Annotated in this window: 17 protein-coding genes; 5 read left to right on the forward strand and 12 right to left on the reverse strand. The window is 37.9% G+C overall.

What is annotated here, in order from left to right; genetic code table 11:
* Positions 1-393: 393 nt before the first annotated feature.
* The 3 genes from QUF78_RS27105 to QUF78_RS27115 form a co-directional block, all read right to left on the reverse strand.
* Positions 394-1110 (reverse strand): LytR/AlgR family response regulator transcription factor, encoded by a 717-nt coding sequence (locus QUF78_RS27105; protein ID WP_289327117.1) that lies wholly within the window; start codon positions 1108-1110, stop codon positions 394-396.
* 130 nt (positions 1111-1240) lie between these two features.
* Entirely contained in the window at positions 1241-1846 is a 606-nt protein-coding gene (locus QUF78_RS27110) for an accessory gene regulator B family protein (protein WP_289327118.1), read from the reverse strand.
* 19 nt (positions 1847-1865) lie between these two features.
* Positions 1866-3146: a sensor histidine kinase gene (locus QUF78_RS27115; protein WP_289327119.1), complete on the reverse strand. Its 1281-nt coding sequence runs from the start codon at positions 3144-3146 to the stop codon at positions 1866-1868.
* A 212-nt stretch (positions 3147-3358) separates the two neighbouring features.
* Here QUF78_RS27115 and QUF78_RS27120 point away from each other — a divergent pair, with 212 nt between their 5' ends.
* Entirely contained in the window at positions 3359-3568 is a 210-nt protein-coding gene (locus tag QUF78_RS27120) for a response regulator transcription factor (protein ID WP_289314231.1), read from the forward strand.
* Positions 3569-3755: 187 nt separating this feature from the next.
* Here QUF78_RS27120 and QUF78_RS27125 read toward each other — a convergent pair whose 3' ends face one another.
* Both QUF78_RS27125 and QUF78_RS27130 read right to left on the reverse strand, forming a co-directional pair.
* Positions 3756-5486, reverse strand: coding sequence for a sensor histidine kinase (locus tag QUF78_RS27125; protein WP_289327120.1), 1731 nt, complete (start codon positions 5484-5486; stop codon positions 3756-3758).
* A complete protein-coding gene (locus QUF78_RS27130) occupies positions 5483-6190 on the reverse strand; it encodes a response regulator transcription factor (RefSeq protein ID WP_289327121.1) in 708 nt (235 codons plus the stop codon). The genes QUF78_RS27125 and QUF78_RS27130 overlap by 4 nt, the downstream gene beginning before the upstream one ends.
* A 142-nt stretch (positions 6191-6332) precedes the next feature.
* On the opposite strand from QUF78_RS27130, the gene QUF78_RS27135 reads away from it, so the two are divergent.
* The 3 genes from QUF78_RS27135 to QUF78_RS27145 are packed head-to-tail and all read left to right on the forward strand — an operon-like array spanning position 6333 to position 8231.
* Positions 6333-7022, forward strand: coding sequence for an ABC transporter permease (locus QUF78_RS27135; protein WP_289314228.1), 690 nt, complete (start codon positions 6333-6335; stop codon positions 7020-7022).
* Entirely contained in the window at positions 7022-7951 is a 930-nt protein-coding gene (locus QUF78_RS27140) for an ABC transporter ATP-binding protein (protein WP_289327122.1), read from the forward strand. Before QUF78_RS27135 ends, QUF78_RS27140 begins: the two co-directional genes overlap by 1 nt.
* Position 7952: 1 nt before the next feature.
* The gene (locus QUF78_RS27145) at positions 7953-8231 is read left to right on the forward strand and encodes an AbrB/MazE/SpoVT family DNA-binding domain-containing protein (RefSeq protein WP_289327123.1); all 279 of its coding nucleotides are present in this window, start codon (positions 7953-7955) and stop codon (positions 8229-8231) included.
* Positions 8232-8435: 204 nt separating this feature from the next.
* Here QUF78_RS27145 and QUF78_RS27150 read toward each other — a convergent pair whose 3' ends face one another.
* The 3 genes from QUF78_RS27150 to QUF78_RS27160 are packed head-to-tail and all read right to left on the reverse strand — an operon-like array spanning position 8436 to position 12188.
* On the reverse strand, positions 8436-9623 hold the full coding sequence (locus tag QUF78_RS27150; protein WP_289327124.1) for a class I SAM-dependent methyltransferase: 1188 nt from the start codon (positions 9621-9623) through the stop codon (positions 8436-8438).
* Positions 9624-9662: 39 nt separating this feature from the next.
* Positions 9663-10571 carry a phosphotransferase gene (locus QUF78_RS27155; protein ID WP_289327125.1) on the reverse strand — a complete coding sequence of 303 codons (909 nt, stop codon included), beginning with the start codon at positions 10569-10571 and terminating at the stop codon, positions 9663-9665.
* A 15-nt stretch (positions 10572-10586) separates the two neighbouring features.
* Positions 10587-12188 carry a DEAD/DEAH box helicase gene (locus QUF78_RS27160; RefSeq protein ID WP_289327126.1) on the reverse strand — a complete coding sequence of 534 codons (1602 nt, stop codon included), beginning with the start codon at positions 12186-12188 and terminating at the stop codon, positions 10587-10589.
* 300 nt (positions 12189-12488) lie between these two features.
* Between QUF78_RS27160 and QUF78_RS27165 the strand changes: the two genes are divergently transcribed.
* A complete protein-coding gene (locus QUF78_RS27165) occupies positions 12489-13781 on the forward strand; it encodes an NCS2 family permease (RefSeq protein WP_289327127.1) in 1293 nt (430 codons plus the stop codon).
* An 86-nt stretch (positions 13782-13867) separates the two neighbouring features.
* Here the strand turns inward: QUF78_RS27165 and QUF78_RS27170 are convergent, their stop codons facing one another.
* The 4 genes from QUF78_RS27170 to QUF78_RS27185 all read right to left on the reverse strand — a co-directional run bounded on the left by QUF78_RS27170 (position 13868) and on the right by QUF78_RS27185 (position 18087).
* Positions 13868-14404, reverse strand: coding sequence for a serine O-acetyltransferase (locus QUF78_RS27170; protein ID WP_289327128.1), 537 nt, complete (start codon positions 14402-14404; stop codon positions 13868-13870).
* Positions 14405-14423: 19 nt separating this feature from the next.
* Positions 14424-15446, reverse strand: a complete 1023-nt coding sequence (locus QUF78_RS27175) for a glycosyltransferase (RefSeq protein ID WP_289327129.1) — start codon at positions 15444-15446, stop codon at positions 14424-14426.
* Positions 15447-15532: 86 nt separating this feature from the next.
* Positions 15533-16819 (reverse strand): hypothetical protein, encoded by a 1287-nt coding sequence (locus QUF78_RS27180; protein WP_289327130.1) that lies wholly within the window; start codon positions 16817-16819, stop codon positions 15533-15535.
* A complete protein-coding gene (locus QUF78_RS27185) occupies positions 16816-18087 on the reverse strand; it encodes an oligosaccharide flippase family protein (protein ID WP_289327131.1) in 1272 nt (423 codons plus the stop codon). The genes QUF78_RS27180 and QUF78_RS27185 overlap by 4 nt, the downstream gene beginning before the upstream one ends.
* Positions 18088-18128 lie beyond the last annotated feature (41 nt).

Below are 18128 nucleotides of genomic sequence, written 5' to 3' on the forward strand. Positions count from 1 at the left end.
ATCTAAAATTAGATAAGAACCCTTTACCTATTTCATTCCTATCCATATGATCAATAGAATTAACGCAATACTAACCCAAATTATTACTTGACCGTTTTTTTTCAAATTAACACCTTCTTTTAACAAGCTGATACCACTTACTTGGTTTATCCACATCCATTATCTTGTTTGATAATGTAAAACTCTGCAGAGCTTCTTTGTCGTGGAACGTGTCGGCAAAAGTTTGACTTGTTACTTGGCCAATCATCTCAAATTCTCACACAGCACTCGCTATTACTGTAGTTCTTGGCGGTTCTGGTTATTTAGGTACATATATCTTATGTTATTGAAGATGATTTAAAAAACGTAAAATGCCAAAGAAAGGTCATCCCTTCTTTGGCACTTAATAAAAAATTAAAAATGTCGTTCGATGAGATTTTTTAATGCCGTAAATTTGTGCCGGCTTAAGTTAATCTTGTGATTGCAGTGATGTAATTTCACATTATATGATTTCATATAATTGTCCGATTCTATGTATTCGATTTGGTCAATCGACACCAAATAGGATTGATGCGTTCGATAAAAATTACACTGATTAAGAATGTCTTCTAACTTATTTAAGCCTTCCGAGCATTCCACAGTCTCTGCATCTTTTAGGTGGATAAATGTTTTTCTCCCCTTTTTCTCTATATAGAGAATGTTGGCGGTATCGATTAAAGAGATTTTCCCATTCGCTTTTACGCCAATTCTTCTTATCTTTTTATGCGTATAACTAAGGCGATCAAGTGTCTGCTTTAGTCTTACGATATTAATTGGCTTAGTTAAAAAATCTTCTGGGTAATATTTGTAACCCTGCAAAGCGAAGTCTTGATGGGCACTCATGAAAATAATCTTGATTTGGGGATGATTCTCTTTCAGATAATGGGCAATGTCAAATCCATTGGACACAGGCATATTAATATCTAATAATATTACGTCAATGGTCAGCCCCTGATCGATAGAATTAAACAATTCACTCACATCAGTTGTACTTAATATCAAATTCACATTTGGGAATTTAGTTACAAACCCCTTAATCTCGTTAAGGATCGGTTCCTGATCATCAATAACAGCAAGACGTATAAATCCCATCATGACTCCTAGTTTTCTTCATCTGGTAGCTCTGGTTCGTAGGAAAACCAGAAACAACTACTCATCGAGGTGATGGAATTAAAAAATAACGATATCATTCCAATAGCAAAAGTTAGAAATTTCAACATAATCAATGTAACCCCTTTAAGGTAATTTTATATATAAAAGCATCTAAAATTAAGACGCTTTTCCCCCAAAAATCCGTTAAGGATAGTCCTTGGAAAATTAGAGCAGACCACACACAATACATTATGGTTTGAGGTAGAAAAACGCTCAATCCCGTGCATAGGATAAATGTGGTCACAGCCTTCATTTTCTGTTTTAAAATACTTTTTTGTGTGAAAAGGTGCTTTTTTTTATGTAATATTGGTGCTTTTTGAGCAGTAATCAAAAAACTTATCAGTAATAATAAGATAAATAGAATCTTATAGGATGAAAGAACGTCTGTATATTGTACGCAAATTAATGTCAGAAAAATAATTTGCAACGTGCTAAGAATAAGACATGAATAATACCCTTTGAAATGGGCACCTCCTGAAAACATTCGAAGGAGAGCCCCTGAAAGCAAGCCCATCATGGTTTCAGGTAAGATTCCTAAAGGCCAAACAAGTAAACTGACCAAAACGATTTGATTCATCCCCGATATCATCCATTCAAGTCCATAGCGAATTTTATCTTTACTTTTTACGAGTTGTGGATTCTCAGAGACAACTAGATTTGAGATGTTCGTTGCCAAAAGGTTCGGTAAGAAATGCTTAAACATATTGCCCTCCATGCGGTATTTTTACAATGAACGTAATCATGTCTTCTATGACTTCTGGGTATATATGTCCTCCGTACTGTATGACAAGACTTTCAACAATGGCCAATCCCTGTCCAGTGTTGCATGCATTTTTTTTAGTCGTAAAGCCTTGATCGAAGATGCTACCAATATTTTCTAAAGTTCCACCCTCTATAAAGTTGCTTACTTCTAAAATATAATGGACATCGTTTCTTTGGATTTTCATGTTGATATATCTCTTTTCCTCTTCTAATTGATCGACAGCTTCAATTGCATTAAGGATTAAATTTCCGAATATCTTATTTGTTTCATAAATCTTACAAGGAAAGGAAGATAAATCATCTGCAATGTAGTAGTACATGTTGATGCCTTTTTTGGCACCTTTCTCTTTGTAGGAAAGTAATAACCCCCCAACAGCTTCTGAAGCTATCGGTAATATATCGCTTACATAGGATATTTCTTCTAGCACTGAGTTAACATAGTCTACTGAGTCATGGTATTTTCCACTGTTCAGCATTTGTTTCAGCGCTAATATGTGATGAATAAAGTCGTGTCGCTGCGAACGCATTGTAGTGATATGTTTAGAAATGTCTTCTTCATATTGACCATCTAAGGAAACAGCCAGATCCTCAATTTTTTTCACCATATGATACCGAATTATATACAATAATGAAATTGTAATTAAAACTAATACTATAGCTGATGTTATGCTTAAAAACTTTAACTGTTTGAATTCAAAAACGAAAATGTAAAACAAAAAAAGAAGGCCAAATAAGAATACTAAAACAGATAAAATAGTATCGTTTTTATTTTGTTTTTTCTTGACTGGTATCGGAATATAATAATTTGCTTTTCTCAAGATTACATAAAATATTACCATTATCACAAGGTGCGGAATGGCCCTTACTAAAGGTAAAGCACTCAAAGAATGTATATATGGGAATTCCTTAAAGAGCGTGAATCCGATAACCTCTGAGACTAACAATAAAAGACATCCTAGCAACACAGCTATAATTGATGCAAAACTATTCAGGTTCGTGACAAAAGTCAACAGAAACCCAATCGCTAAAATCGTTACTAGAAGGTAAGTTATCGAAGGCAATGTTTCTTTTACCATTAACAGAATAATGCTTCCATAAAAACTTACGATGCATATCGGGATCATTTTATCTTTTAAAGAAATTCCAATTAGTCGATACCCCACTAGGATAATGACTAACGTTTCCAAAAACCCACCGAAAATCGACAATAACACGACAAACTTCCTCCTTAGCTTTACAAAAATACCATAAAAGGAGTAATTTTACATCTATTTTTAGGATAATTTATGCAAATATTGCAAATTAGGGCAAAATATTTGTTAATTGGGATAAATTAAACGTAGTTATGACCCATCTGGACCTTTATTACCAAATCAACTAATAACTCTGATAATATTTGTTTTATAAATAATGGAGGAGTGTTATCGTGAAGAATGAAAAAGTGGGGTTTAATAGTGTAGAAAGTCGTATTATTCAGCTAATTGCCAATGAAGTGCCCAATAAACAAATTGCGGTAGAATTAAACTATTCGCAGAGGATGGTAGAGTACTATATTAGTAATATTTCCAAGAAACTTGAAGTACATACACGAGTCGGCATTGTTGTGAAAGCTTTTCAAAGTAAAATTCTCCATTGAAAGTACTACTCCTTCTATGACGTTTCTTTTCTAATAGCCTGTAGAGAAAAATTGTCATTTCTCTCTACAAGCTTCTACTTTTCAACTTAGAACATTTTACATGAAAATATATATCCTGCTTAAAAAAAGGCTGAACTGGTGGCCAGTTCTTTCTTGGATCCTAAGTAGTGCAACATTTGCTGGTGTCCTAATTCGGGAAGAGGAGCGTAATCTTTGTCCCCTTATTTTCTTCAGTTTCGACTTCGATCATTCCATTATGGTATTCTACGAGTTGTTTTGTTATAGCAAGTCCTAACCCTGTTCCATCAGTATCTTCTTTTACAGATGTGCCACGATAATACCGATTAAATAAATTTTGCTTCGTATATTCGTCCATGCCTATTCCATTGTCCTGAACATGGATGCTGAAACAACCTTTCCCTTGTTTTACGATCACCCCAATTGAAGTTCCTTCAAGATTGTATTTTGCTGCATTACTTAGCAGATTCACAATAATTCTCTTGAAATACTTCTTATCAATTTTATAGAAAATGGGATTATCTTCAACGTCGACGGTATAAAAGTGATGTTTCTCAACATTCGTTTTAAAAAACTGATTTACAACTTCCTTAATAAAGTCATTAATATCAACTTCTTCTCTATACATCGGAAGCGCATTATTTTTTATGCGGTAGGTCAAGTTGATGTCCTCTATGAGATCTGACATATAAGAAGCGTTCTGTTCTATCGATAAGTAAAAGTCACGAACTTCATCCTCTGTCCAATTATAATCAGAAGAATTCAACATCACTGCATATCCGTAGATGGTACTTAGAGGAGTTTTCAGATCATGTGAAAGTCCCGAAATCCATTCTTCTCTCGTTTGCTGTATTTTTTTCTGCTGCAATTCACTTTCTTTTAGCATAATTGTCAGCTTTTTCAACGAATTTATGACCTCTTTAAACGGTTTAAAAGAAGATTTAAGATTTCCGTTTGTTTTCAGACTGTACGCCAAATCCTTACGTTTTCCCAGTGGTTCCTCATAGACACCTTTGGCTAACAATTGAAGCCAATGAATGATATGGATAATCGGCTTTCCAAACTTCTGGGCATACCACCAAGAAATCATAAATAGAATAAGCAGCATCACAATGAGGGTAATAACTAGGCCTCTTAGTACGGTTTGATTAATATTAATTGAACTAAACATGTGTTCTTCGTAGTTTTTATTAGGGGCTATTACGACATAAGATGTGTCTGACTCCTTATTATAGTAAGTGGCGATATTCTCTGTTTTTTCCCAGTAGCTATCTTGAAAATCAACTATCTGAAACAAGGAAGGTTCTGCTAGATTTTCATTCGTTACATGCTTTCTCAATAACTCACTCTGATCATCATAAATGTAAAGGTTAGCCTTTTCCTTGGATAACACTTTTTTGATTTGTTCGGTCACCAACTGTTTTGCGTCTGATTTCCCCATCTGTTCTCTAACCACTCTGATGATTTCATCCAAAGATCGCTTCGAACCAAATAGGGCAATGAATGATTGGTTTTCTATATCAAGGGACCAAAACGTCCTTTTATTCGTTTGATTTGATGTCATTTCAATTATTTGTTGTTTTGAATACGCCGATGGAAGGCCCTGAGGAGTATTCAGGGAAAACTGAACTTCACCTTTTTTATCAATGATCTGTAGCCATCCATCCTGTTTAAGAATGCTTTCCTTGATATTCTCATTTACGCTTACTTTTCCGTCATTTAGCTTTATGGATTGCTGCAGGAAATCACCTGGCGTTTTAGAAAAATCCTCCTTTGCATCTTGTTCAATGATGGAAAATGCTAGAATGAGAAGGCCAATTACTGAAAAGAAAATCAAAAAACTTAAAGCCATGACAATTTGAACAATAAATTTAATTATCAGATGCTGTGTAACACTCATTTGACCGATTTGCTCACAAATTTATACCCAATGCCGCGAACTGTAAGTAATAGCTTTGGATTACTTGGATCTTGTTCGATTTTTTCCCTTAGCTTTCGCATATGTACAATAACGGTATTTTCATCTCCGTAAGAGCCTGCCCCCCACACCCTATCATAAAGTTGTTGTTTTGAAAAAATCTGATTAGGAGACTTGGCGAAGAAAGTCAGAAGCTGGTAAAGCTGTGCTGACAAGTTTATTTCTTTCCCATTTACTTTAACAACAGCCTCATTATAGTTAATGAATAAGACGCCATTATCAAATCTATCATTAACTTGTGAAAAACTAAGATTCTTTTTATTTCTTTTCAATTGAGCTTTAATTCGGGCTACCAGTTCCAATGGGTTAAATGGCTTCGTTATATAATCATCAGCCCCATATGCAAATCCTGATACTTTATCAAAATCTGAACCTCTAGCAGTGAGAAAAAAAATCGGAACATCCGATCTTCTTCTTATGATGGAACAAATATCAAACCCTTCCATATCCGGAAGCATGACATCTAACAAAATTAAATCATATTCATTTTGTTCAATTAAGTCGAGTGCATCTCTCCCAACATATGAAGCATCGACGTTTGTAAAGCCTTCTTTTTTCAATAACACTTTGACCATCTTAACCAACGTCATTTCATCATCCACGATTAATATTCTTGATGCATGCATATTTATCACCCCTGATTAAAAATATATCACGAATAACATGTTGTAATTATCCAAAATTAACAATTTTAAGGTTCTGTTAATGTACCTTTATGTAAATGTTAATCTTGCGCTCTTATAATAAGTGGTGAAAGGAGCTGTCACGATGACAACGATATGTTTACGAGAATTCAAGAGTCTTTTCAAGAGTATTCGCTCAATTATTATTATTATTTTTATGCTTGGGGTTACATTAGGGTCAGCGAAGTTACTTAGTAAATGGAGCTCTGAGTTACAGGATGTAGGTCTTGATAATGCTTATATGGGCGGTCTTTATATTCTCCTGTTGCTCGCAGGTCCTATTTTTGTTACGAGCTTATCTCATGATGTGATAAATCGGGAGACCCATTCTCGAACCATGCGTTTTTTAGTAACAAAATTGTCGAGGGACAAAATTGTTATCGGAAAATTTTTAGGGGTTTCACTCTTCTGGTTTGTATGTATTTTACTTTCTTTAATCATGTTGATTCCTTTTGCAAAAACATTCTACTTTGCCGAATTGATTGAATCAGTTATTTTTATTACGTACTTTGTTGCCCTGTTCCTATTTATCTCAACCTTAATTAATAAACCTGGATTAAGTATATTTTTAGGTATCATTCTATCGATTACACTTCCAGTTTTGGGGATTTGGGGTATGGTTTCAAAAGAAATAATCTTCCTGAGGATATTTAGTTACTTGACCCCTTACTTTTATGTTGGGCAAGAACAGTCCTTTTATGTTTATTTCATCCCAATCTTGTCACTGGTCTTTCTTTTATCAAGCATAATAATTCTTAGAAAGAGGGATTTCTAATGTATGCTTTTGAAACAAATCAAATAACCAAAAAGTATGGAGATCATACCGTTGTCAATCAAGTTGATTTAAATGTTACCCAGGGTCATATATTCGGCTTCTTAGGGAAAAATGGAGCTGGAAAGTCAACCTTTATTAATATGGTAACGGGCATAACCACACCTACCTCCGGCGATTTTAAAATTCTCGGCTCAAGTGAGATTACGGAAGATAAAATCAAGCGAAGAATAGGCGTCCTTCCTGATTACTCCACTTTCTATGACGATCTAACCGGTATTGAACATTTAAAGTTCTTAGGAAATGTATTAGGTGTGAGACGTTCAAAAGCTGATTTAATTGCGTTATTAGAACGTGTTGAACTTGGAGATGCAATTAAAACGAAAACCAAGAAGTATTCGTTCGGGATGAAGAAAAAATTAGGTGTCGCCCAGGCGCTCATTAATGATCCGGATTTAATCTTTCTCGATGAACCAACTTCTGGTGTAGATGCAAACGCGGTTCTAAATATCCATTCCTTGATTAAAAATGTAGCTGCAGAGGGGAAAACGATATTTTTAACATCTCATAACTTAAATGAAGTTGAAAAGCTTTGTGATGAAATTGCAATAATGGATAAAGGCATTATTCAAGCTCAGGGAAGCATGGAACAATTAAGACATAAGTATCAATCCCAATTAACAGTTAAGGTGAAACATGGAAAGATTCCTATTGAGCACAAAGCTGGGTTACAACAAATTTTCGAGAAAATTGGAAAAGACATTGAGTGGGGAACAGAAAATACATCGTTAGTAGTAGCTGAAGAATCAAGTATTCCTGTCATTAATCGAGCCTTTTCTAATACAAAAGTGGATATCTATCGGCTTGAGGTCAATGAACCATCTCTGGAAGAAATATTTCGTAACCTTGGTTCTAGCCAGAAAGGAGCATGATATGAAGCCCACTGGAATTGTACGGAGACTAGATCCATTAGGAAGATTTTGCATACCTAGTGAAATAAGAAAGATGCTGAATTTGGAGATAAGTAACCCACTTGAATTGTTTATAGATGACGAACATATCATCCTAAAAAAACATGAACCGCAAAATGAATGTATATTAACAGGAGAGGTATCAAGTCAAAATCTTATCCTGGGAGATGGTTCAATCATTCTGACTCCTAAAGCTGCTGAATTGCTTTTTGAAGAATTGCAACATTTAATGAAATCCTAAAATTTTGGAAACCATGTAGGCTAAATCCCATAAAGGCAGATATCACAATGAAATAAAAGAGAACAAAAACTTATTTAAATGCAGAAGAAAACCAGTATCGATAATTATACTGGTTCTTTTGATTTCTATTTATTTGTCGCTCCCATTTTAAAATGAAAAGCGTGGAAGGCTCCTTCAGCCAGCCATATTTCCTTAACCTGCGGCTTAAACTCTTTCCGCCACCAAGGTATAGGTTTTCGGAAGTCCAATATCGTGGATTTTATGATTTGGTTCTTCCTCGAGTACTTTAATGACAAGTCCTGATTGACCTATCGACGTTATAAGTTCCCCGATTGTCCATTTACGCTGTACAACTCTTGAAAGGCTCCCTTTTTCCTCATCTGGCATATGCTTCGAAAAAGCGACCTCATTGTTTTCGATGGCCGGGGCGAAATAGCTGCCTGAAATCTTATGTTTTTTACCATTGGAAGTAATGAGCTTTGTTGAAATAGGGTGAAATTCATGCAGTACGAATCGGCCTCCAGGTTTCAACATCATTTTAATTTTTTCAAATAACGGCTGCAGATCTATTAAATAGTGAAGCACACCGAGCTCCATTAAAACCAAATCCTGATTCCCTGATTCATGCTCTGTTGATAATGAAAGGACATCTGAAACGATATACTCGATGGTAACATTGGCCCCATTGGCCAGCTCATTTGCAAACGTTGCATTTTCCTGGGAAAAATCAACAACCTTCACTTCAGCTCCCAATATGGCCAGGGCAACTGCTTTAACACCGTTCGACCCCATCAAATGAGTTATCTTTTTACTTGTTACATCCCCCATATATTTATAAAAAGGATGCAGTCTCCATTTTGGATTTTGCTTGATTTTTGATGCCAATTCCACGGGATCTCCATAACGATTGACAAGCGCTAAATAATTATTCTGGTTCCACGCCTGTTCATTTTCCGCTGTGAATCCCTGCTGCTCGGCAGATAAATAAGCATGAATCTCGGCACTGTACCTGCTCATTTCTTCATCGTATAAATAACTGTACAACGACCTGCACCAAATCTCCATATCCCCCAGCTTTATAGATAACCGGTAAGGATCTGTTTTAATGGTCGTGTTAAACCGACAGCGGACAGTTACCGAAGCCCCCTCGACATCCATTAGAAAGGAGGCAGTCTCAGGACTTCTTTCAGGCTTTGTTGGGGAGTATTTGGAAAAAAGATCTAAAGCCTCAGTAAAGACATCCCATTGTACATCAATTTCGATGTTCTTATACTCATCAATTTCAACTCCTTGCACGAAAAGAGCAGATCGACCTGTATATTGGTAAGGTATATTAGCTTGATCCAGCATGTTCCCCATTAATGTGATTGAATGATAATAACTTGCCTTCATATGAACCTCCTAAACGTCAAAAAAGCATTACAATTATTCTTATTCTTCCTTAGCAAATTTCAAACCGGTACTCGTAATAACAATCAGCTCTTCATCATGGCGGTCAATGCCATAAACGAGTAATGTAACAAGCATATATATGGCTCTGAACCTGGCTAAGCTTTCTGTTTCCTTTTCGATTTCACCATAGATTTCAAAAAAATCACGGCGCACCTCTTTTGGAAAATAACTGTATAAAAAAGAAAAATCAATGGCTCGGTTTCCGATATGCACATCTCCCCAATCAATGATACCTGCGAGAACGCCTTCATCATCAAGTAAGACATTCCGGATATGAATGTCTCCGTGAACGAGTGAAATCGGATGCTGAACATCCAATTCGCCTAGCCCTTCAACAAATTCCTTAACCGCATTGGCCTGTTCCAAGTATCCCAGCCTTAATAGACTTGAGACATTTTCCATTAGCGATTTCTTGCGAAAGGAAACATCAAGCCTCATCATCCCATCAAGCTGTACACCTAAACGCCTAGCCTTTTCCACAGGGAAACTGTGAAGAACTTTCAAAAAACGGGCAAATCTTTTTGCCGATTCGACCTTATTTTCAACCGATCCTTCTACAGGCAAGTGTCCCTTTACCATTTTATAACCGGTAAAAGGATAAGGATATAGAGTACTTGGTTTCCCAAAAAAGATCGGTTCAGGGATATCAAGCGGAAAAGTGCCTGCAATTGAAGGCAAAAGCTGATTTTCCACCTGAATCAACGTAACTGCAATAGGGCGGCGGGGGAAACGGAATACAAATTGCCCATTGATCTGTATGACCGTGTTATCGAAACCCTCCCCAAGTTGCTTGATCTCTTTCAACTCAATTTCCGGAAACTGCAGCATGACCAATTTCCCTGCTAGCTCCAACGAAACTGGATATTCTGCCAACCAAGGCTTTTCCACTCCCGACTCCCCCTTTTACCGGTTTCTCCCTCTATTGGGGCTGCTGCCAGATCCACCCCTGCGATTACTTGGACCTTGTGTACTAGTAGATCTACGGCTATCTCTTTGATCTCCTCGTGGATTTTCACGTTTTGGTCCACGGCTATCTTCCGAGCGGGCCCCCCGCCGATTCTCTCGCCTTGGTTCGCGGCCGATTTCCGAACGGCCTCCCCGTGAATCCTCACGTATAGATCCACGACCGTTTTCCGAACGGCTTCCCCGTGAATCCTCACGTTTGGGTCCGCGGCTGTTTTCCATCCGGCCTCCCCGTGGTTTCTCCCTCTCGACTTCACGATTGTCCGCTTGATTTACAGAACGGTGACTGCCTCGATTCGGTCCTCTCGTATCTATCCGTTCCCGATGTTTCCTTCCTCCTCCCGAACGCGGTCGGCGGGTACCCTCATCAGAAGAGTCTTCATAACGCTTCCTGTTTTGCCTCACCTCATCAGGTTGGAACATTTTCACTCCTTCAATCGTCCTTCTCTCGATTTTCATGGAGATCCCTTTTTCAATATCGCTTAAAAGCTGAAGATCCTTCGTTGCTATGAAGGTTACAGCCAAGCCATTCTCACCCGCCCGGCCTGTACGGCCAATTCGGTGGATGTAACTTTCTGCATCCTCGGGAACATCATAATTAAACACATGGGTCACGCCTTCTACATCGAGCCCCCGGGCAGCAACGTCCGTTGCCACTAAATATTGAAGCTTTGCGTCTCTGAAGTTTTTCATGACACGCTCCCGCTTTGCCTGTGAAAGGTCACCGTGAAGTTCTTCAGAATTGAATCCAGCTGCCTTCAGGGCATCATTCAAAATCGAAACGCGACGTTTTGTACGACAAAATATGATCGCAAGGTATGGCTGTTCTTCTTTGATCATGTTAATTAGTGAAGACTGTTTGGCACGATCGGTCGTCTCAATGACAAGCTGCCTGATTTTCTCGACCGTTACTTGCTCAGCCTTCACAGCGGCAGTTAATGGTTTAGTCATGTATCGTTTAGCCAATTGATGCACCTGTTCAGGCATCGTCGCTGAAAAGAGCAACGTTTGGCGCTCCTCTGGAAGCTGTCCCATGATCTCTTCCACTTCTGGTAAAAATCCAATATGAAGCATTTGATCAGCTTCATCAAGCACGAGTGTTTGAGTTTGTGATAGATCGATGGTGCCTCTTCGTAAATGATCTAATAACCTGCCTGGCGTGGCGACCACCACGGAGATGTTTCTTGTCAGCTTTTTCATTTGCTGCTCGACATCCTGTCCGCCATAAACTGCAAGCACTTGAAGTCCTTCGATTTCATTAGCGAATTTTTTCAATTCAGCAGTGATTTGCAAAGCCAATTCCCTGGTTGGCGTGACGATCAGTGATTGTATGTGGGATGCGGAGGGATCGACTTTTTCGAGGATTGGCAACAAAAACGCCAAAGTCTTCCCCGTCCCCGTCTGCGCCTTCGCGATGACATCTCTTCCAGCAAGGATATCTGGAATCGATTTCTCCTGTATGGGGGTTGGCTGGGATATTCCTATTTGCTTTAATATCATGTTAATCGCCGGGCTGACGCCAAGGTCGATGAATTCTGTCATGTATGGGCCTACTTTCTGAATTTCTTCATTTAATTGACTGGTAAATCCACTTTAATGGTAACAGCTTCCTTCACTTTAAGTCATTTTCCTTAGTCTAAGCTATTTGTTAGTATATCATTATCTATTTTCGAGAAAACCTGTACCTTAAAATTTTTCATCCTATTGTACTTTAGTTATTTTTCTAATATAATTTATTAGATTTATTATCCATATATCGAGCTACTTACTTGAAAAAGGGTAAGCATCTCCTCCTTGTAGATTTTTACAAGGATTTTTTGTATATAAAAAAGGAGTGACCGCATGTTTAAATTAAAAGAACGGAATTCAAATATTAAGACGGAAGTACTTGCGGGGCTTACAACCTTTTTAACACTGGCTTATATCATCGTTGTAAACCCAATGATCCTTTCTGATGCCGGTGTTCCTTTCGACCAGGCATTCACAGCAACCATAATCGCAATAATAGTCGGTACCCTATGCATGGCCCTATTAGCCAATTACCCGATTGTCATAGCCCCGGCTATGGGATTGAATGCCTATTTTGCATACTCGGTACTGGGAACCCATGATATCTCATACACAGTTGCCTTTTCTGCAGTCTTTGTTACGGGTATCATCTTTATCCTTTTATCCCTTACCTCTTTCCGCTCAAAATTGATCGAGGCCATCCCCAATAACTTAAAGCATGCAATCAGTGCCGGAATCGGACTTTTCATCACCTTTATCGGACTTCGTTTGTCAGGTGTCGTAACACAGCATGAATCCAACCTGGTTACCCTTGGAAGCTTCAGGGATCCCAGTGTGGCACTTACATTGGTTGGTCTGGTCATAACGATTGTGCTGATCGTTCGTAATGTACAGGGCGCCATTTTCATCGGAATGATCGTGACCGCCATTATCGCTTTCTTTACAGGCCAATTGGAAATTAACGGTTTGGTTTCCACCCCCTCCTTACCTGAAGGAATAATAGTCGCCAATCCAATCACATCTTTCGCCGATGTCATTAACTACGGGCTTTATGGCGTTGTATTCTCCATTTTGCTTGTAATGCTATTCGATACGACCGGTGCTTTATTAGGAATTGTCCGCCAAGCTGGATTGCTGAAGGAGAATAAGCTTGAAAAATCCGGCAGTGCCTTCTTTGCAGATTCCGTCGGCACTACTGTTGGCGCCATGTTCGGTACAAGCCCGACCGCTGCCTCGGTTGAATCATCAGCTGGTGTAGGAGCGGGCGGCAAGACAGGTTTAACCGCTTTGGTAGTGGCCATCCTTTTCTTGATAACAGCCTTCTTCAGTCCATTGATAGGAGCTGTCTCAAATGTAGCGGCAATCACGGCACCTAGCTTGATCATCGTGGGAAGTATGATGATTAAAAGCATTAATGAAATTGACTGGACACACTTTGATGAATCATTCCCAGCCTTTTTGGTCATTGTCGCCATGCCGTTAACATCAAGCATCGCCAACGGGATAGCACTCGGATTCATCGCCTATCCCATTTTAAAAATGGCAAGAGGCAAATTCCGTGAAGTGCATCCGTTTGTGTATATGTTTGCTGTTCTATTCCTTTACCAACTGATTTTCCTGGCTTGATCATTTCATGAAGGGCACCATGGAATAATAAAAAGGAGTGTTCAATTCATGTTAATTGAACACTCCTTTATTTTGTTTACGTGCAATTACTTTATAACGTTTTCTTTCTGCTTACCTTTAATCACACTTGGTACTCCAACTGCCGTGCAATTATCGGGAACGGATGTCAAAACAACTGCATTTGCCCCCACTTTCGAATTCGTGCCAATTCTAATGCCACCGTGTATTTTAGCGCCATTTCCTATAATCGCATGATCACAAACGATAGGTGCTTTTTTACTTTCTTTATTTTGTCCGAGCGATACTTGATGCATAATCGTAACATGATCCCCTATTTTGCAATATGGGTTGATCAGAACGCCTTTAGCTCCATGAGGCAGACGTAAATCCTTTCCAATTTGACATTGCCCAGGAAACTCGCAATTCAGGAAAAGTCTTATGATTAACAAATCTACCATGCGGTACATAATCCATAATACTTGTTTTAAGATTGGAATGTTCACTTTATAGTAAATTATATTGCCTATCCGGTAAACAAACATGACGATTATTCCATGAATGCCGCCCAGTCTCCCCCAGGTATTAATAAATGCCAACTTATTGAACCATTTAAATAAACCCATGATATGCCTCCTAAGAACATTATATTAATTTATCGAACAGTGATCGCAGCTTCTCCTCTTCATTCTCCCAATTATATTCTTGTCTATATGCAGCTTTTCCTCGTTCCCCCATGTTCGCTGCCATTTCAGGGGATTCCAGTAAATAAACCGCTTTTTGAACCATTTCATCCATGTTTGCTACATCAGCCGACATTCCACAGCGCCATTTATCCAGTACATCTTGAATAAGAAAATCAGAAACCATAAATGGAATGCCAGCGGCCATATATTCAAAACACTTTGTTGTTTTACCACCCATGAAATTAGGATCAGGAACTAAAAACGCCATGCCTGCATGTGCTTTCTGGATGGATTGGAATGCTTTATCAAAGGCCACTACACCCTCTAGACTGATATAATCTTCTAAGCCGTTGTCAAGGATGAATGTTTTCAATTTTTCGATGTATACTTCTCTGCCCGTTCCAATGATCTTCATGTGAAATACTTTCTTTAATTCTACTAATCTTTTTGCAAGAAGCAGCATGGTTTCCCCGCCACGTATATCAGATATGCTTCCTAGGTAGATAAATGTAAACACATCTTCTTTTACTTTATTTTCTTTCATTACAGGAATTTTCGGGTAATTGTAAACATCCGTTGTTGGACAAGTTAAGAATTGATAGTCATCTTTATACGTCATTTCTGCAAACACGACCCCGCTGCATGCCCTTAGCAATTGTTTCTCCAAATAACGATACATACTCAATGCAATTTCGGGGATTTTTTTTCTCATAAGGACCTTTGGTACATTTTCATGCATGTCATAAACAATGACTGGATGATAACGGGGAATCCTTCTTATTATGTTCATTAAAATCAGCAGCTCCGGATCATGAAACTGAATCACATCAGGTTTATCTTTCTTAATCTTCAGGTAAAGAGCAATCCAATTTAACATACGCCCTTTCCTGGATTTCTTAGTCAACAGTTCAACTTCTATATTGACAGGGATATTATCAGGGATTAGGTTATTTTCAATCGCTATATGCTTCACCTTGTACATTCCTGTTTCTCCAAAAGAAAAGGCTTGCCGAAAATAAATCCTGGTATCATTCCATGGGTGCACCGAACTAATATTATAAAATAACTTCATCTCTTATCTCCCTTTTGTAAATCTGACCCTAACAATAAATACATGATAACGAAAGTAAAAACCATCCCGCCTGTCACAAACGTTGTTGTAAGCGCAGTATCCGCTAAACACCATGCAGGTACAACAAACAGGATTATGCCAACACCTTGCCACTTTTCATTTTCTGTCAGGCTATCATAAAGCCATAATATCGCTGCTAAGATCACTGTATAAACCAAGAATCCAATATAACCGAAATTAGCAAAAGCATCGGCGAACATATTGGCATTGGCTGCCATTTCAGGTCGCCCAAAGTACTCTGTACCGATAATGAAGGGCGGAGTCTGGTCATAAACAGGGTCTATGAATTTTTCAAAAATACTATACGATAGCAAGGCTTTTGGATTATTTGAAAAGAAGTCTACATAATAGGTTGTCAGCAAACCCGGTGTGATGATCATCCTTCTTGCAAACAAATTAGATAAATATGTCTGATCAAGGATAAAATCCAGAAAAATGCTGATGCCTAACAGCGAGCAAAGACTTACACAAAAAAGAATGGAGAAATTCCTTCCCTTCTTCCGAAAAGCAATGAATACAATGATTAATAATCCAGTCGATAAAAGGGTGGATTTCAAGCCATTGACGGTGTACAAAAGGTATTGCAGCCCTAGTCCGATAACCACATAGATATATTTTTTTTTGCATAAGCCAATGGTCACGATTAAAGGATTACATACTTTTGCAAGCCACTGTATAATATAGCCTGCAAGAGGGGTTAGTTTTGTTCGAAAAGTCATTCGCTTATCATAGATATCCTCAGAATTTATAGGAGGCTTTAGACTAATTCCGCCCGAAACCTTGAAGATGTAAAGAAAAAAAATCAATAATGTTATAACAAAAATGATTTTTAGTAGACCGAGATTAACATTAGGATGTATAAACTTCATGGCTGGCAATCTATTAACATTTCCAATGATAAGTAAACAAAAAAACAAAAGAACATTCGTATATATGAAATCAGGCTTTATCGTATCAAATAAATAATTTGGAACCCATACTACCGGTATATAGACAATAAAATACAAAATCCAGAAAACGAGTTCCGACGGCTTATCTAAATCCTTTTTTATGAATATGGCTGGCAATATAATGAAAAACATGGAAACACCTATCATGACTGCACTTGGATGTTGTTGATATATATATCCCATATAAGCATATTCAGGGGAAATAAAGTAAACGTAGGATATATCCAGTAACCAGACGTATATTCCTACCAGGCCCAGTTGAATCAGCTTCATTTTTTTAGGTTATCCTCTCGATCTATGGAATGTATCGCTCTATATCCAAGGAGAGCAAAAAAGTAGTAGCTCGCCCCCATACAAATGCTATAGTATAAAATGGCTGTTTCAGCTGAACCCCCTGAAATGAAAATGACCAGTACTCCAATAGATGACAGTAACAGCCTTGAAACATCCCATAGAAGCTGAGTCCGTTGTTTTTTTATTAAATACAATATTTGGGAAATCGGTATGACAATCACTTGACTTATAAACATAAATGACATCAACGTCACATATTCACCGGAAACACGCCACTCTTCACCAAAAACAAAGCTGAAGAGCCCTGGGGCGATCCAAGCAAGCAGTATCAGTGACGGTATACCTGCCATCGCTAACTTAGCAAGGATGCTTCTATATAATTTCAAAACTCTTCGAGGATCATTTGTAATGCTTTTTAACGCTTCGGTGTAGAATACTGGTGAAATACTCGCTCCCACCATCGTAATGGGCAGACCTACCGTTTTTGAAGCCATGGAAAAATAACCTGTCACTTCAGGTCCGTATAGGCGCATTAATAACAAAAATATGATTTGCATGGATAAAGAACTTAATAGTGTTGACCACGTGGAGTATTTAGCGAAATCCTCATACTTTTTGAACAGATACCGGATTCTTCTAAAGTTCACTTTCGGCCAATGCATCTGCTTTAAGAAAAATCGCCAAATATATACAAGGGTAATTCCTCTTCCAATCATATCTCCCGTAGCTAAACCTATTCCTGGAGTAAGATGATTAATGGACGTAAGCGAGAACTGGCTTATTACATTGCTAATCGATTGCAGTATTTTAGAATGAGTTATACCTTTAAACTTATCCTCTTTCACCAACCAGTAAAGCAACACTTGGTATATCCCTGCAAAAAATAGACCACTTGAAAGCAAAAGGTCATTTTTTATAGTCGTCTTAATCCCGTATATTTGAAATAACGATAGATTCAAAAGGCTTAAAATAATATTCAGCATACAAACAACGGCAATCGTAAACAAACTGATGTACATTAAGTGAACCGTATTCTTATGGTTTTTTTCTAAAGGAATCGCCTTTTCTAAACAAAGAGATGAAAATGACATGAGAATGGCCAAAAGGGAAGTATAGGTTGCAAACACACCAAAATCTTCTGGTGTATATATTCTTGTCAGTATGGGAGAACTTGCGAATAGAATAAGCTGTGCAATTGAATTCCCTGTTAATAATAAAAGTATTTTATTCATAAAATCATTTTTCATTTTCATATTCTCATACCACGCCACATCTTTATTTTATATAC

Source organism: Peribacillus sp. ACCC06369 (assembly GCF_030348945.1).
GTDB lineage: Bacteria > Bacillota > Bacilli > Bacillales > DSM-1321 > Peribacillus.

Coding starts and splice junctions, on each gene's coding strand:
- QUF78_RS27160 (WP_289327126.1), bottom strand. CDS start 12,188: ATGACAGAATTCATCGACCTTGGCGTCAGCCCGGCGATTAACATGATA.
- QUF78_RS27130 (WP_289327121.1), bottom strand. CDS start 6,190: ATGCATGCATCAAGAATATTAATCGTGGATGATGAAATGACGTTGGTT.
- QUF78_RS27150 (WP_289327124.1), bottom strand. CDS start 9,623: ATGAAGGCAAGTTATTATCATTCAATCACATTAATGGGGAACATGCTG.
- QUF78_RS27185 (WP_289327131.1), bottom strand. CDS start 18,087: ATGAAAAATGATTTTATGAATAAAATACTTTTATTATTAACAGGGAAT.
- QUF78_RS27135 (WP_289314228.1), top strand. CDS start 6,333: ATGACAACGATATGTTTACGAGAATTCAAGAGTCTTTTCAAGAGTATT.
- QUF78_RS27170 (WP_289327128.1), bottom strand. CDS start 14,404: ATGGGTTTATTTAAATGGTTCAATAAGTTGGCATTTATTAATACCTGG.
- QUF78_RS27140 (WP_289327122.1), top strand. CDS start 7,022: ATGTATGCTTTTGAAACAAATCAAATAACCAAAAAGTATGGAGATCAT.
- QUF78_RS27175 (WP_289327129.1), bottom strand. CDS start 15,446: ATGTACAAGGTGAAGCATATAGCGATTGAAAATAACCTAATCCCTGAT.
- QUF78_RS27105 (WP_289327117.1), bottom strand. CDS start 1,110: ATGGGATTTATACGTCTTGCTGTTATTGATGATCAGGAACCGATCCTT.
- QUF78_RS27180 (WP_289327130.1), bottom strand. CDS start 16,819: ATGAAGCTGATTCAACTGGGCCTGGTAGGAATATACGTCTGGTTACTG.
- QUF78_RS27165 (WP_289327127.1), top strand. CDS start 12,489: ATGTTTAAATTAAAAGAACGGAATTCAAATATTAAGACGGAAGTACTT.
- QUF78_RS27125 (WP_289327120.1), bottom strand. CDS start 5,486: ATGAGTGTTACACAGCATCTGATAATTAAATTTATTGTTCAAATTGTC.
- QUF78_RS27145 (WP_289327123.1), top strand. CDS start 7,953: ATGAAGCCCACTGGAATTGTACGGAGACTAGATCCATTAGGAAGATTT.